This window comes from Marinobacterium nitratireducens (assembly GCF_014645375.1).
In the GTDB taxonomy this organism is placed as follows: domain Bacteria; phylum Pseudomonadota; class Gammaproteobacteria; order Pseudomonadales; family Balneatricaceae; genus Marinobacterium_A; species Marinobacterium_A nitratireducens.
Map to the genome: position 1 here is coordinate 123,964 of NZ_BMLT01000011.1, position 14,335 is coordinate 138,298.

Below are 14,335 nucleotides of genomic sequence, written 5' to 3' on the forward strand. Positions count from 1 at the left end.
GAAGGCGGCCTCCGGGTGTCTGCTGTCGAAGCTTTGCACAGTCTGGGGCGGTCGGTGGCGGCAAAATCAACTTTTAAGAAAAAATTATAAGAAACAGTCTCTTAGGTTGTTGACAGCGAAATTCATTCGGGTAATATACGCGCCACTCCTTCGGAGGGATGGCTGAGTGGTCGAAAGCACCGGTCTTGAAAACCGGCGGGTCGAGAGGCTCCCAGGGTTCGAATCCCTGTCCCTCCGCCATCGCAAAAAGGAGTAATGCTGTCGTTCCCCGATAGCTCAGTTGGTAGAGCAGTAGACTGTTAATCTATTGGTCGCTGGTTCGAGTCCAGCTCGGGGAGCCACTAAAAGTTGGGTCGTTAGCTCAGTTGGTAGAGCAGTTGGCTTTTAACCAATTGGTCATAGGTTCGAGTCCTATACGACCCACCACTTCTTCTCGGAAGTGGACCCAAAGTGGGTCGTTAGCTCAGTTGGTAGAGCAGTTGGCTTTTAACCAATTGGTCATAGGTTCGAGTCCTATACGACCCACCATCTTTTTCCCGGACATGCCGGGTCCCGATTCAAAAACGCAAACGGATTTCCTGTTTATCGGATCTGGTCTGTGCTGTCAGCCGCTGGCTGACCAGCGAGTCCGTCCCGTCTGGTCGAGTATCCCCTTCCTTTGGCCGGGCGGTCCGACGTCGTGATGCATTGCCGCCGGCGATGCATCGACTCCTGCCTCTGTGCCGTTTACAGTCACGCATACCACCTCACCCCGTTCGTCTCGGGGCGCGACTCCTACAGATTCATCAGTCCTTTCAGCGCCCATTCACGCCCAAACTTCGAGTATCTATACTGTGTCCGAACCGGACTGGCCGGGTGTGGGAACGAGAACGAGGACTGAAAATGCGATTGATCGGGAGCAAGGGAATCTGTCTGGCGGCTTTGGTGGCCGCGCTCGCCGGGTGCAGCGCGGGCGTGCGGGATGGCGGCGGCGAAACCCTGGACGGCGAGGTTACCTATCGCGAGCGCGTCATGCTGCCGCCGGGCGCCGAGGTTCGGGTACGACTGGAGGATGTCAGTCGCGCAGACGCCAAGGCCGAGCTGATCGCCGAGCAGATGATCGAGCCGAAGAAGCAGGTGCCGATCGCTTTCAGTCTGCTGTACGACCCGGCAGCCATCGAACCGCGTCACCAGTATGCGGTCCGGGCCGAGATCCGTGCGGCCGACAACTCGCTGCTCTGGACCACCACTCAACGCTATGGCGTGTTCGGCGAAGGGCAGCCGAGCGACGATCTGAGCCTGGTGCTGCAGCAGGTGCGCAGCGCGCCGCAACCGGCGGCGGTGCAGGCCGGCGGGGATCCCTGGGCGGCGGCGACCATGCGGGGCGTCGACTTTCGCGGCGTCGGTAACGAGCCCGGCTGGTCGATCGAGATCGACGACGGCAACAGCATCCAGCTGGTGACGGGGTACGGTGAGCGCACCATCAATACGCCGGCGCCGGCGCCGCGGTTCGAAGCCGGTATCGTGCACTACGACGTTCGCACCGGCGCCCACGAATTCAAGATCGAGATCGAGCCTGTCGCATGCCGGGACAGCATGAGTGGGGAGGCATTCGAGGCGAAGGTGCGCGTCAGTCTCGGCGGCAGCCGCTATCAGGGCTGTGGCCGTTATCTCGAAACCACCCGCTAGGGAACCTGCGAACAAGTTCCATTTGGTCTCTGCGGGCCCTGAAGCGTGCAGATGCAAGGCGCAGTGCGCAGGGAATGGCAGTAGTCCTTTTCAAGCACTGCAACGCAGCAGATGCATGCTTCAGGACCCGCCCTTCGGGGCTTACAGCGCGAACCGGACTCTTTGTTGCCGCTTCTCGACAGGCAACCAGCATGCCTTCGAAACGGCGCCTCGATTCCGGCTCGCGCTGTAAGCCAGAGCCTCATGGGGACTTATTCGTAAGTTCCCCAGGCCGGCCGCCGCACTCGGCAACGCCGACAGATATTCAACACTAGCGGTCCTGGCTGTACGCCTGATACTCGACGGCGACGATCTCGTACCAGACTTCGCTGCCGTCGGGTTTTTCCAGCGTGACTTCGTCGCCGATACTGCGCTTTAGCAGCAGCCGTGCCAGCGGCGAATCGACGCTGATATAGTTTTGCGCCGCGTCGATTTCGTCGGCGCCGACGATGCGATAGCGTTTTTCCACGTCATCCTCGTCGGCCAGGGTGACCCAGGCGCCGAAGAATACGGTGTCGCGGTCCTCGGGGATTCTGTCCACCACGGTAATGTCGTCGAGCCGTTTCGACAGATAGCGCACGCGGCGGTCGATCTCCCGCAGCTGCTTCTTGCCGTAAATGTACTCGGCGTTTTCCGAGCGATCCCCCTGGGCGGCGGCTTCCCGCACCGCTTCCGTGACGGCGGGGCGCTTTACCTTCCAGAGATGCTTCAGCTCTTCGTTGAGACGCTGGTAGCCTTCGGCGGTGATATATTTCGAGCTGCGAGGCTGTGGTGGCCGCCATCTTCCCATGCTGTTTCCTTGTGTGAGGCGTTAAAGTATTCGGGCCTCTGACCGATAACCTGAGAACTTTTCGCAGTCCTTCCGCCAGCCCGAGCCGATGCAGACCGATGCTATCCAGAGCCGTATCGAAAACCTGACCGCAGGCCTGACGCCGGCGGTGCAGGCCGGCCAGGGCGCGCAGTTTTCGCTGCTGCTGAGTCTGATATCGGTCAATCAGCAGCAGTATACTCCGGCGCAACCACCCCCTGCACAGGGTGCTGTCGAACCGGCGCCCGAGCCCCGCTATCCGGACCCCCGCAGTTTCTACACCGAAGCCTTTACCGAGCGGCTGAACCGTTCGCTGCGCCAGTCGCAGCCGGGCGAGTTTGCGCTGCTGTGCAGCTATCTCGATGTTGCCGCCAGCATTCCCCGGCAGACGCAGCGCGCGCTCGACCGCTTCGAGCAGGTCGCACTGATGTCGAGCGGGCGGCTTATGCTGGATCGAATCGAGGCCTCCCGCCTGCAGTTGTCGGCCTGACAGTCCGCCATTTTCTTTGCCAGCGCGGCCGGTTAGACTCGGCGCTCTTTCAGGCTTCGCGAATCCGAAGAGGGTGTCATGACGGAAAAATCTCAGGGACGGGCGCTGGTTCTCGGGCTCGCTGCGGTGTTGCTCTGGTCGACGGTAGCGACGGCCTTCAAGCTGGCGCTGGCATACCTGACGCCGCTGCAGCTGCTGGCCATCGCCTCCGTTGTCTCGACGCTGGTGCTGGCGCTGGCGGTCAGTTGGCAGCGGGCCTGGGGCGATGTCGGCGAGGCCTGGCGTAACGGTCGCTGGCGCTATATCGGTCTCGGATTCCTCAATCCGTTCTTCTATTACTTCATACTGTTCAAGGCCTATGATCTGTTGCCGGCGCAGCAGGCGCAGCCGCTCAACTACACCTGGGCGCTGACGCTGTCGCTGCTGGCGGTGCCGCTGCTGGGGCAGCGCCTGCACGGGCGCGACTTCGTCGCCATGGCGATGGGTTACGGTGGCGTGCTGGTCATCGCCACCCGCGGCGATGTGCTGGGACTGCAGTTCGACAGCCCGCTGGGGGTGGCGCTGGCGCTCGGCAGTACGATCATCTGGGCGTTGTACTGGATTCTCAATGCCCGCAGCCAGGAGTCACCGGTGGTGGGGCTGCTGCTGTGCTTCCTCACCGGTCTGCCCTGGGTACTCGCCGCCGCCTGGTTGAGCGACGGCTTTCCGCAGGACTGGAACGGGGTGACGGCGGCCGTTTACGTCGGATTTTTCGAGATGGGCGTGACCTTCATGCTCTGGCTCGGCGCCCTCAAGACCGCGGTCCATGCCAGCCGGGTCAGCAACCTGATCTTTCTGTCACCCTTTCTGTCGCTGATTTTTATCAGTCAGATTCTCGGCGAGTCGATCCATCCGACGGTCTACATCGGACTGCTGCTGATCGTCGGCGGCGTGATACTGCAGCAGTGGAAGCGCAGGAACTGAGCCGGCGGTCCGGTCCGGGAGGGCGGCTGCCGGGTGAAACCCTGTGAGGCTCTGTTTCGGCCAGGTGACGCTGTTTTTAGACACTGGCTACTGCTGCGCAAAATTGCTTCAATTCAACTACTGATGTGATCCGGAGCCAAGTGATGAAAGCGTTCGAGAAGCGTTGGGGTTTGGGGGCTGCTGCGCTTGCGGCGGTCCTGCTCGCAGCACCGCCCGTAATCGACAGTGTTACCGGGCTGGATACCGGTGGTTCGGTACTGGCCAAGAACGGCAACGGTGATGGTAATGGCGGCGGCAATGGCAAGGGCGGTGGCAATGGTAACGGTGGCGGTCATGGCGGGGGCCGTGGCGGCGATCATGGCGGCGGTAACCAGGGTGGTCACGCCGGCGGCCAGGGCGCAAGTCATGATGCGAAGGGCGCCGAAGCGGGTGCTTCCCGTGCGGGCGAAAAGTCGCACAGCCGCGGGCTGGCCCGGGGCCACGACAAGAGCCGGGTAGGCGGTCGGTCGCTGGGTAACGATCGGCGGGCGGTCGCAAGTGCATTGGGCAGTCTCAACGCCGCCCATGCATCCGCCAATGCCCGCCTGCATGCGGCGCCCGGCTCGAGGGTCGGGCTGATCGCGCAATACGAGGAGGCGGTGCTCGAGGGCCGCGAGCTGAGCGAGAGACTGGAGCGGTTGGAGCGCCGGCTCGACGATCTCTACGAACAGGCGGCACTGCCGGATGCGGATCCTCAGATTGCAGAGCAGATCGAGCGACTGGAGCGCAGGCAGCGGCGGTTGGAGCGGGCGGTCGAGACCGCGGCGCGTATCGAGGCGGAGTCGCTTGTTGCGGCGGCCAACAAGGAGCTCAACGACGAGGTAGTGGCCGAGCTCAATGCCCTGCTGGGGATACAGCCCGAAGCCTACTGAGTGCCGAGGCCTGATATCCCCCATTGGAGTGCAGCAAGCAGAGCCCGGGATGGGTGCAGTCGCATGGTGCCGGGCCGCCGGCCTGCAGCGTGCTACGCGCGGCGTAACCCATCAGCTTCGTTCAGTCTGTCGTGCGGTCCCGCAGACGTTCGAGATCCCGCAAGTGTGGGACACTGCCGCCTGGCAGTGACTCGGCGAGGCGGAAGGCCTCGAGCGCTTCACGGGTTCTGGGTCCCCAGAGGCCGTCGACGAGGCCCGGTTCGTACCCCAGTTGTGCAAGCTTCTGTTGCAGGTAGGTGACGGTGGCCAGGCTGCTGTCGGCCGAAGCGGCGCTCTGGACTCGATTGATCGCCTGGCGTCGCTGCGAGGCACTGCTCTTGCCCAGTAGCTGGCTGCTGGCCTTGGCGGCCTTGTCGGTGCCCGTATCAGCAGCCCGATCCGCCCAGAGCCAGGCCATGCCCGGGTCGGCGGGTAGCCCGATACCGGCGTGGTAGCAGACCGCCAGCTCCAGCATCGCCTGCGTCACGCCACCTTCGGCGGCGCGCCCGAGCCAGTACACCCCCCAGTCCTTGTCCTTCTCGACGCCGAGCCCGCTCAGGTACAGTTTGCCCAGCAGGAAGGCGGCATTGGGATGGCCGGCCTCAGCCGCGGGTTCCAGCCAGTCCGCGGCAGTGGCGAAGTCGCCGCTGACGCCGCGTCCGGTGACGTAGGCCAGGCCGGTCATGTAGGCGGCGTCCTGGGAGCCGAAGCGCGCGGCGCGCTTGAAGTGGCGCACGCCCTGGGCGTAATCCTGCTCGACGCCGATACCCTGGGTGAAGTTGATGCCGGTCCTGTATTCCGCCTCGGCCCGCTGTGGATCCGGCTCGGGAGTGAAGAACGGCAGCGACAGGCTGCTGCAGCCAGACATGCCGAGTGCGGCGCCAAGCGCGACTATTCTGAGCGAGCGCATCAAAACACCGCCTTGCCCGGCAGCGCTGGTGCGAAGGTTTAGCTTTCGGTTCGCCACTGAATCTTTTCCTGCTGTCCGTTTTCCACGCGCCACCATTCGTCCGGATCCTGGCCGTTGCTCCAGCCGCCGACGATGCAGCGTATCTGGGTATCGAGCGTTCGGGATGCCTCCAGCGCGCAGTCGAGGTCCCGTCTCCAGGGTGACCTGTCTGATTTGAACCAGACACTGGTCCAGGCTTTGCCGACCACTTTTTCGTGGATCATCACCGGTACCGGAGTATCGTCGATGACGCTGTGATACTCATGGATGAGTCCCTGGGAAAAGCGCTTTTCCAGCGCCGAGCACCGCTCTTTGAGCCATAGTTCCAGCTGTTCCAGCGTGCAGTTCTTGACGTAGATCTCGATATCGGGATGGCGCTGATCAGTCATGGTGGCGGTCGTCATTGAAAAATCGGAAGAGTCGCAACAGGCTCAGGCAAAGATAGCCGACGGCTGCCAGTATGCTGCCGGCGCCGGCCAGTATCAAGCCGCCGAGGGCCAGCAGTTCGCGCTGCCAGCTGTCGCCAATCAGATACTCGGCCAGCAGCAGTACGGCGGCGCCGGCCGAGAACAGGGTGAAGCCGCCAAGCAGCAGGTTGAGATTCTGGCGCGGACTGTCGGCGCGGCGCAGCAGCCAGCGTTTGAGGTCCGGGCGCTTCACCGCCGCTCGAGCAATGCCAGGTTGACGTCGAAGGTCAGCCCGAGGTCGGAGCGTGCTTCGAGTGCCTCGCGCGCCTCCCTGGGCATGCGCTGGCTGTGCGGGGTCATCCCGAGCAGTGTGCGGATGCTTTCGCTGTCCTCGAGCCTGAACGGATAGCTGACCCGCTCTCGGCTGCGCAATTGGAAGTCACCTTCGAGTTGCGGCAGCGGGTCGAAGCCCGAGGGGCGAACTTCGCGGTAGATCAGCCGCCGCAGTTCGATCAGGTGATCGTCGCCGGGCCAGGCAAGCAGCAGCAGGCCTCCGGGCCTGATCGCCCGGGCCAGCGGCTCCGGCATCAGGCGGCTGAAGAGCAGCGTCACGGCGTCCAGCGAGCCTTCCGCGACCGGCAGGTCGGCACCGGAGGCGACCAGCCAGCGGATGGCGCGGCTGCGCTGGCAGGCGGCACGCACCGCATGCTTGGAAATATCGAGGCCGATAAAGTCCGTCGCCACGCCGGCTGCGTGCAGAGCCTGCGCGAGGCGGGCGCTGTAATAGCCTTCGCCGCAGCCAAGGTCCAGTATCCGGGAGCGCTTGCCGGGCGTCAGGGCCTGGCCGACCAGGTCGTTGATGCGGTCCGACAGGGGGGCGTAGTGCCCCCGGTCGAGAAAGTCGCGCCGGGCCTGCACCATGGCGGCGTTGTCGCCGGGATCGCGGGAACGCTTGCGCTGCACCAGCAGCAGGTTCCAGTAGCCCTGCCGCGCCTGGTCGAAGCTGTGGCCCTGCTCGCAGCGCAGTTGCCGTTCGTGCTGCGTGAGCGGCAGCCGGCAGACGGGGCAGAGGAGTTCGGTCATTGCAGCAGCAGGCGGGCGATGATGTTTTCGTACAGATCCGAAAGGGTATCCAGATCGCGCATACTGACCCTTTCGTTGACCTTGTGAATGGTGGCGTTGCACGGACCGAGTTCCACCACCTGGGCGCCGGTCGGGGCTATGAAGCGGCCGTCCGAGGTGCCGCCGGAGGTCGACAGTTCGGTTTCGATGCCGGTGATGGCGCGGATCGCCTCCTGACTGGCCTCGACCAGCTCGCCGGCGGCGGTCAGGAAGGGGTTGCCGGAGAGTACCCAGTCGATGTCCCAGTCCAGGCCATGCTTGTTGAGGATATCGCGCACCCGTTCCTTGAGGTTGTCGGCGGTGACCTCGGTCGAGAAACGGAAGTTGAAGGCGATATCGACGTGGCCCGGGACCACGTTGGTGGCGCCGGTGCCACCGTTGATATTGGAAATCTGGAAGCTGGTGGGCGGGAAGAATTCATTGCCCTGGTCCCACACCTCGGCGGACAGTTCCGCCAGCGCAGGCGCCGCTTCGTGGATCGGGTTGCGCACCAGATGCGGATAGGCGACGTGTCCCTGGATGCCGCGCACCCGCAGGGTGCCGCTGAGGGAGCCCCGGCGGCCGTTCTTGATGACGTCACCGACCTTGTCGGTGCTGGACGGTTCGCCGACCAGGCACCAGGTAATCTTTTCGCCGCGGGCTTCGAGGTGGTCGATGACCCGGGTGGTACCGTTGATGAAGGGGCCTTCCTCGTCGCTGGTGATCAGCAGCGCCAGCGAGCCGCCGTGATCCGGGTGGTTGGCGACAAAGCGCTCGATGGCAACGATGAACGCGGCCAGGCTGCCCTTCATGTCCGCCGCGCCGCGGCCGCACAGCATGCCCTTGCTCAGTTCCGGCTCGAACGGCGGGAATTCCCACTGCTCCTCGGGGCCGGTCGGCACCACGTCGGTGTGGCCGGCGAAGCAAAGCACGGGACCGGCGTCGCCGCGGCGGGCCCAGAAGTTGAGGGTGTCCTCGAAGGGCAGACGCTCGATCTTGAAACCGATGGCCTCGAGGCGCGCGATCATCAGTTCCTGGCAGCCGGCGTCTTCCGGAGTGACGGAGCGGCGGCTGATCAGCTCGGCGGCGAGTTCGACGGTGGGGGAGAGTTGGGTCATGGTCGTGTCGGAGGCTCGTGGCGGATGGGGGCGGAAAGGCCCGCGGGCGGGGTGCGCGCGGGCCCGGAACGTACGGCCTTAGTTGTGCTTGTGCAGCTCGGCGTTCAGTTCGATGGCACTCTTGTTGGTTTTGACCTCGATGCGACCGGTCTGGCTGTTGCGACGGAACAGCAGGTCCGGCTTGCCGGCCAGTTCGCCGGCCTTGATCACGCCGACTTCGTTGTTCTGGTCGTCGAGCAGGGTGACCTTGGAGCTGCCGGTGACGTAGAGACCCGCCTCGATGGTGCAGCGGTCGCCCAGCGGCAGGCCGAGGCCGGCGTTGGCGCCGAGCAGGCAGTTTTCGCCCACGGAGATGACGACGTTGTTGCCGCCGGACAGGGTGCCCATGGTGGAGCAGCCGCCGCCGAGGTCGGAGCCGTTGCCGACGACAACGCCCGCGGAGATGCGGCCTTCGACCATGCTCACGCCAAGGGTGCCGGCGTTGAAGTTGATGAAGCCTTCGTGCATTACGGTAGTGCCCTCGCCGACGTGGGCGCCGAGGCGGATGCGGGCGGCGTCACCGACGCGGATGCCGGCCGGGACCACGTAGTTGGTCATTTTCGGGAACTTGTCGACCGAGTGAACGTCCAGTACGCGACCCTGGGCGCGGGCGGCCAGCTGACGCTTCGGCAGTTCGTCGAGGGCCACGGCGCCTTCGCTGGTCCAGGCCACGTTCGGCAGCTTGCCGAACATGCCGGTCAGATTGATACCGTGCGGCTTGACCAGACGGTGCGACAGCAGCGAGAGCTTCAGGTAGACGTCGGCGGTGGTCTGCGGCTCGGCGTCGCTCTCCAGAATGCAGACAACCAGCGGCTGACGGGTGCCTTCCAGCACTTCGACGATCTCGGCCTGGTCTTCGGCACCGACCGACAGGAAAGCCGCTTCCAGCGCCTTGAGCTGGGATTCTTCGATCTCGATGGTCTGGTTGCCGCCCTGATAATCCAGAGCGTCGCCGACCGCCTTGATCAGCGCTTGCGGCGCGTTCAGCAGCGGGGCGTTGAAGTAGACTTCGAGCCAGTCGCCGGCTGCGGATTTGGTGCCTACGCCGAGGCCGAATGCAAAGTTGGTCATGTTCCAGGTCTCCGTAATTTCAGGTGTTCAGTTGCCGAGAAGCTCGGCCCAGGTTTCGGCCTTGAAGCCGAGGTGGCGGGCGTCGCCGGTATCCAGCAGCGGGCGCTTGATCATCGCCGGATGCTCGAGCATCAGGGCGATGGCGCCGGCTTCATCGGTGCTGTTCTTGACCTCGTCGGGCTGGGCCCGCCAGGTGGTGCCGCGCTTGTTCAGCAGCGCCTCCCAGCCGAGTTCCCGGACCCAGGCTTCGAGCTGGTCGCGCTTAAGGCCGTCGACGCGGTAGTCGTGAAAGCGGTACTCGATACCGTTCTCGTCCAGCCACTTTCTGGCTTTCTTGATGGTGTCGCAGTTCTTGATGCCGTAAACGCAGATCATCCGCTTGTCCGTTTGTCTTTTTCAAAGCTGTAGGAGCCCACTCTGTGGGCGAAACCGTTCGGGGCCTCTGTTCGCCCGCGGAGCGGGCTCCTACGTTTGCAGTTCTCTCAGAGCGACTCGACGTAGGCGCGAATGCGCTCTGCCGCCTCGACGCACTCCTCGACAGTGGCGACCAGCGCCATGCGCACGAAGCCGGCGCCGGGTACCTGGCCGTCGACCTCGCGGGAGATATAACGCCCGGGCAGTACGGTGACGTTCTGCTGTTCGAACAGGCCCTGGGCGAACCGGTCGTCATCGATCGGCGTCGGCGCCCAGAGGTAAAAGCTGGCATCCGGCAGTTTGACGTCCATGACCGGCGACAGAATTTCCAGCACGCGGGCGAATTTCTCGCGGTACTTGTCGCGGTTTTCCAGTACGTGGGTCTCGTCGTTCCAGGCGGCGATCGAGGCCAGTTGGTGCTGGATCGGCATCGAGCTGCCGTGGTAGGTGCGGTAGCTGAGGAAGGGTACCAGCAGCTCGGCGTCGCCGGCGATGAAGCCCGAGCGCAGCCCCGGTAGGTTGGAGCGTTTGGACAGGCTATGGAACACCACGCAGTTGCGGTAGTCGTCGCGGCCGAGTTCCGCGCAGACCTGCAGCAGACCGACCGGTGCTTGGGCCTCGTCGAAATACAGCTCCGAGTAGCACTCGTCGGAGGCGATGATGAAGTCGTATTCGTCGGACAGCGCGATCAGTTTTTTCAGCATGTCCCGTCCCACCACCGCCCCGGTGGGGTTGCCGGGCGAGCACAGGAACAACAGCTGGCAGCGGCGCCAGATATCGGCCGGCACCGCATCGAAGTCCGGAATGAAGCCATTTTCGGCGTCGCAGGCCAGGAACCAGGGCTTCGCGCCGGCGAGGTAGGCCGCGCCCTCGTAGATCTGGTAGAAGGGGTTCGGCGAGACCACCAGGGCATCGTCACGGCGGTCGACCGCGGCCTGGGTGAAGGCGAAGATGGCTTCGCGGGTGCCGTTGACCGGCAGCACATTGCGGCCGATATCGAGACTGCCGGCCCTGAGCGAAAAACGGCGCTCGCACCAGTCGGCGATCGCCTGGCGCAGTTCCGGCATGCCGGCGGTGGTCGGGTAGTTGGCCAGACTGCCCAGGTTGTCTGCCAGCACCTGGGCGACGAACGCCGGCGACGGATGTTTCGGCTCACCGATCGACAGCGCGATATGCGCCTTGTCGGCCGGCGGCGTCACCTCGGCCTTCAGGGCCGCGAGTTTTTCGAACGGGTAGGGCTGGAGCTTTGCAAGATCCCGATTCATCGTCAGAAGTGTCCCAGGGTTAGGCCAGATGCAAAAAAGGTACAGGATTATAGCGAATCCGGCCCCTGCGATTAACCCCTCTACTCCTGAATCCCGCCTTCGGTGAGCCTGGCCGGGTCGAGCAGGCGGCTCAGTTCGTCGCGGCTCAGGTCGGTGTCCTCGGCGGCGATGTCGAGCACCGGCCGGCCTTCGGCGTAGGCGCGTTTGGCGATAGCCGCGGCCTTCTGGTAACCGATGATCGGGTTCAGCGCCGTGACCAGGATCGGATTGCGCGCCAGGGCGTCGTTGAGCCGGTCCTCGTTGACCCGGAAGGTCTGGATTGCCTTGTCGGCCAGCTGTCGTGCGCAGGTGGCCAGCAGCGACTCGCTCTGCAGCAGGTTGTGGGCGATCATCGGCAGCATCACGTTCAGCTCGAAGTTGCCGTGCTGGCCGCCGGTGGTGATGGCGGCGTCGTTGCCGATGACCTGGGCGCCGGCCATCATCACCGCTTCCGGGATCACCGGGTTGACCTTGCCGGGCATGATCGACGAGCCGGGCTGCAGCGCCTGCAGCTCGATCTCGCCAAGGCCTGCCAGAGGACCGGAATTCATCCAGCGCAGATCGTTGGCGATCTTCATCAGTGCGCAGGCGCAGGCCTTGAGCTGTCCGGACAGTTCCACCGCGGTATCCTGGCTGGCGAGGGCGGTGAACGGATTGGCGGCGGGCAGCAGCATCAGGCCGGTCAGCTCGCTTAGCTTCTGCGCCATGCGGGCGGAAAACTCCGGGTGGGCGTTGATGCCGGTGCCGACCGCGGTGCCGCCCTGGGCAAGACGGTGCAGGCGGTCGCGACTGTCCTCGAGGCGGCGCATCGCCAGCTGGATCTGGCCAGACCAGCCTGACAGTGTCTGCGACATCCGTACCGGCATGGCGTCCATCAGGTGGGTGCGTCCGGTTTTCACCAGTCCGTCGAGGCTCTCTGCACGGCTGTCGATGGTGACCTGCAGGTGATGCAGCGCCGGCAGCAGGGCATCGTCGAGCACCATGGCGGCACTGAGATGAAGCGCGCTGGGGATGACGTCGTTGGAGCTTTGCCCCATATTGACGTGATCGTTGGGATTGACCGTCTGCCCGCACAGCGCCGAGGCGAGGCTGGCGATCACCTCGTTGGCGTTCATGTTGGAGCTGGTACCTGAGCCGGTCTGGAAAACGTCGACCGGGAACTGGTCTGCGTGCTCGCCGGCGGCGATGCCGCGGGCGGCCTGGCTGATGGCGCCGGCGACATCCTGTGCCAGCAGCCCGAGCTCGGCGTTGCACTCGGCCGCGGCGGCCTTGATCAGCGCCAGGGCACGTATGAACGGCGCAGGCATGCGCAGCCCGCTGATGGGGAAGTTTTCGATGGCGCGCTGGGTTTGGGCACCGTAGAGGGCGTCGGCGGGTACACGCAGTTCGCCCATGCTGTCCTGTTCGATTCGATACTGGCTCATAACGCGAGGCTCCTCGCCGCCAAGGGTGAATGACACTGTCTCTTTAGATAATAGTGGACGGTACCGAGTTTTCAGTGCTCCCGGGATCCGGCACCCGCTCAGCAGGTCGTGACCGGGGTGCTGCGCCAGCGCCTGCAAAGCGATATCGGCGAGCAGTACACGGGCGCTTGGGGTTGTGCACTGCGTCATCTTCGGCTAAACGTTTGAAACAAAAAAAGGAGAATCGGGATGAAGCGGGAAATGCGCCTGCATCCGCGGGTTGGGGTGGATATGCCGGCGGAGCTTGAGCCCTATGGCAGTGACAGCCTGGACGTGAGGCTGGTCAATCTGAGCGTCGGCGGCGCGCTGATCGAGGGCAGCGAGCAGCTCGAAAGCCTTCTGAATGCGGTTCGGCACCCGGAGTCCGGCGTGCCGGTGGAAGTCAATCTTCACTTTGGCCTGGAAGAGGGGCCGGTGCACTGCCACTGTCGCCTGATCCATACCCGGCGGCTGGCCCAGAGCCGGTACCAGATGGGCATGAAAATCCTCAGCCTGGCCAGCGACTGCCAGGATATGCTCAGCCGTTTCGTCGAATCCCGTCTGCAGGCGCACCACTGAGCAGGCGGAGCAACAGTCGCAGCCAAGGAGAACCATCGTCGATGCGTAGCGAAACCCTGAGTGCCCTCAATTCGCAGGGCTTCCACCGGCTGCACTATGTCGAGTGGGGCAGCGCCGACAACGACCGGGTACTGGTGTGCGTACACGGGCTGGCGCGCAACAGTCGCGATTTCGACGACCTGGCGCGCGCACTGTCGCGCAACTACCGTGTCGTCTGTCCCGATGTGGTCGGTCGCGGCGACAGTGACTGGCTGCCGGACCCAGGCGGTTACCAGATCACTCAGTATCTCAACGATATGACGGTGCTGCTGGCGCGGCTGCAGGTCGACAAGGTGGACTGGATCGGCACCTCGATGGGAGGGCTGATCGGCATCTGTCTGGCGGCGTTGCCGAACACTCCCATCCGCTCTCTGGTACTGAACGACATAGGCCCCTTCGTCGATCGCGCCGCATTGCAGCGCATTCAGGGGTATCTGGGCGAAAAGCGCTTTACCGATCTGGATCTGGCCGAGGCCTGGCTCAGACAGACCTATCCGGCGCTGCGCAACCTCAGCGACAAGCAGTGGCGCCGGCTGGCGCAGGCCGGCACCCGCGAGCAGCCTGATGGCAGCCTGACGCAGCACTACGACCCGGGCATCGCCGAAGCGCTGCGGCAGAGCAGCGACGCCGATGTCGACCTCTGGAGTCTGTGGCAGCGGATTCGTTGTCCGCGCATGCTGATCTGGGGCGAAGCCTCGGATGTGCTTCAGGCCGAGACGGTCGAGCGCATGCGGCGGGAAACCCCGGACCTGGAGCTGCTGAGTCTGCCCGGCATCGAGCATGCGCCGTCGCTGATGGAGAGCGACCAGATCGACGCCATTCAGAACTGGCTGCGCAGCCAGGGTCATCTCTAGTGTACTGTTTCACCCTAATAGATACTTATAGAGCCCGCCAATTCGTGTCCAGCAAGGCGCCGTTCGCTGGGAATAGTGGGGCTCTTGCCAAGAACGGCAA

16 protein-coding genes and 4 tRNA genes are annotated in these 14,335 nt (G+C 64.2%); 10 read left to right on the top strand and 10 right to left on the bottom strand.

Going from position 1 to position 14,335, the window contains the following annotated elements; all coding sequences use genetic code 11:
• Window positions 1–152: 152 nt before the first annotated feature.
• The 5 genes from IEX85_RS19225 (at window position 153) to IEX85_RS19245 (ending at window position 1,668) form a co-directional block, all read left to right on the top strand.
• Window positions 153–240 (top strand) — tRNA-Ser (locus IEX85_RS19225).
• Window positions 241–265: 25 nt separating this feature from the next.
• A tRNA-Asn gene (locus IEX85_RS19230) sits at window positions 266–341 on the top strand.
• Between the two features lie 9 nt (window positions 342–350).
• Window positions 351–426 (top strand) — tRNA-Lys (locus IEX85_RS19235).
• A 26-nt stretch (window positions 427–452) separates the two neighbouring features.
• Window positions 453–528, top strand: a tRNA-Lys gene (locus tag IEX85_RS19240).
• 354 nt (window positions 529–882) lie between these two features.
• Window positions 883–1,668, top strand: coding sequence for a YbaY family lipoprotein (locus IEX85_RS19245; protein WP_188862247.1), 786 nt, complete (start codon window positions 883–885; stop codon window positions 1,666–1,668).
• A gap of 310 nt (window positions 1,669–1,978) precedes the next feature.
• Here IEX85_RS19245 and greB read toward each other — a convergent pair whose 3' ends face one another.
• Window positions 1,979–2,497: a transcription elongation factor GreB gene (gene greB / locus IEX85_RS19250; protein WP_188862248.1), complete on the bottom strand. Its 519-nt coding sequence runs from the start codon at window positions 2,495–2,497 to the stop codon at window positions 1,979–1,981.
• 88 nt (window positions 2,498–2,585) lie between these two features.
• Here greB and IEX85_RS19255 point away from each other — a divergent pair, with 88 nt between their 5' ends.
• The 3 genes from IEX85_RS19255 (at window position 2,586) to IEX85_RS19265 (ending at window position 4,879) form a co-directional block, all read left to right on the top strand.
• A complete protein-coding gene (locus IEX85_RS19255) occupies window positions 2,586–3,005 on the top strand; it encodes a hypothetical protein (protein ID WP_188862249.1) in 420 nt (139 codons plus the stop codon).
• A gap of 78 nt (window positions 3,006–3,083) precedes the next feature.
• Complete coding sequence (locus tag IEX85_RS19260; RefSeq protein ID WP_188862250.1) at window positions 3,084–3,968, top strand: DMT family transporter; 885 nt, start codon at window positions 3,084–3,086, stop codon at window positions 3,966–3,968.
• Window positions 3,969–4,111: 143 nt separating this feature from the next.
• Complete coding sequence (locus IEX85_RS19265) at window positions 4,112–4,879, top strand: hypothetical protein (RefSeq protein ID WP_188862251.1); 768 nt, start codon at window positions 4,112–4,114, stop codon at window positions 4,877–4,879.
• A 121-nt stretch (window positions 4,880–5,000) separates the two neighbouring features.
• Here the strand turns inward: IEX85_RS19265 and IEX85_RS19270 are convergent, their stop codons facing one another.
• From IEX85_RS19270 to IEX85_RS19310, 9 genes are all read right to left on the bottom strand, one after another.
• Window positions 5,001–5,828 (bottom strand): SEL1-like repeat protein, encoded by an 828-nt coding sequence (locus IEX85_RS19270; RefSeq protein WP_188862252.1) that lies wholly within the window; start codon window positions 5,826–5,828, stop codon window positions 5,001–5,003.
• A gap of 38 nt (window positions 5,829–5,866) precedes the next feature.
• The gene (locus tag IEX85_RS19275; RefSeq protein ID WP_188862253.1) at window positions 5,867–6,256 is read right to left on the bottom strand and encodes a hypothetical protein; all 390 of its coding nucleotides are present in this window, start codon (window positions 6,254–6,256) and stop codon (window positions 5,867–5,869) included.
• Window positions 6,249–6,527: a hypothetical protein gene (locus IEX85_RS19280; RefSeq protein ID WP_188862254.1), complete on the bottom strand. Its 279-nt coding sequence runs from the start codon at window positions 6,525–6,527 to the stop codon at window positions 6,249–6,251. Before IEX85_RS19280 ends, IEX85_RS19275 begins: the two co-directional genes overlap by 8 nt.
• On the bottom strand, window positions 6,524–7,357 hold the full coding sequence (locus IEX85_RS19285) for a putative RNA methyltransferase (protein WP_188862255.1): 834 nt from the start codon (window positions 7,355–7,357) through the stop codon (window positions 6,524–6,526). Before IEX85_RS19285 ends, IEX85_RS19280 begins: the two co-directional genes overlap by 4 nt.
• Complete coding sequence (gene dapE, locus IEX85_RS19290; RefSeq protein WP_188862256.1) at window positions 7,354–8,493, bottom strand: succinyl-diaminopimelate desuccinylase; 1,140 nt, start codon at window positions 8,491–8,493, stop codon at window positions 7,354–7,356. Before dapE ends, IEX85_RS19285 begins: the two co-directional genes overlap by 4 nt.
• Before the next feature lie 78 nt (window positions 8,494–8,571).
• Complete coding sequence (gene dapD / locus IEX85_RS19295) at window positions 8,572–9,603, bottom strand: 2,3,4,5-tetrahydropyridine-2,6-dicarboxylate N-succinyltransferase (protein ID WP_188862257.1); 1,032 nt, start codon at window positions 9,601–9,603, stop codon at window positions 8,572–8,574.
• A 27-nt stretch (window positions 9,604–9,630) separates the two neighbouring features.
• Window positions 9,631–9,978 carry an ArsC family reductase gene (locus tag IEX85_RS19300; protein ID WP_188862258.1) on the bottom strand — a complete coding sequence of 116 codons (348 nt, stop codon included), beginning with the start codon at window positions 9,976–9,978 and terminating at the stop codon, window positions 9,631–9,633.
• A gap of 107 nt (window positions 9,979–10,085) precedes the next feature.
• The gene (dapC, locus tag IEX85_RS19305; protein WP_188862259.1) at window positions 10,086–11,282 is read right to left on the bottom strand and encodes a succinyldiaminopimelate transaminase; all 1,197 of its coding nucleotides are present in this window, start codon (window positions 11,280–11,282) and stop codon (window positions 10,086–10,088) included.
• Window positions 11,283–11,362: 80 nt separating this feature from the next.
• On the bottom strand, window positions 11,363–12,745 hold the full coding sequence (locus IEX85_RS19310) for a class II fumarate hydratase (protein ID WP_188862260.1): 1,383 nt from the start codon (window positions 12,743–12,745) through the stop codon (window positions 11,363–11,365).
• Between the two features lie 228 nt (window positions 12,746–12,973).
• Between IEX85_RS19310 and IEX85_RS19315 the strand changes: the two genes are divergently transcribed.
• Window positions 12,974–13,342 (top strand): PilZ domain-containing protein, encoded by a 369-nt coding sequence (locus IEX85_RS19315; protein ID WP_188862261.1) that lies wholly within the window; start codon window positions 12,974–12,976, stop codon window positions 13,340–13,342.
• Between the two features lie 41 nt (window positions 13,343–13,383).
• The gene (locus IEX85_RS19320) at window positions 13,384–14,235 is read left to right on the top strand and encodes an alpha/beta fold hydrolase (RefSeq protein WP_188862262.1); all 852 of its coding nucleotides are present in this window, start codon (window positions 13,384–13,386) and stop codon (window positions 14,233–14,235) included.
• Window positions 14,236–14,335 lie beyond the last annotated feature (100 nt).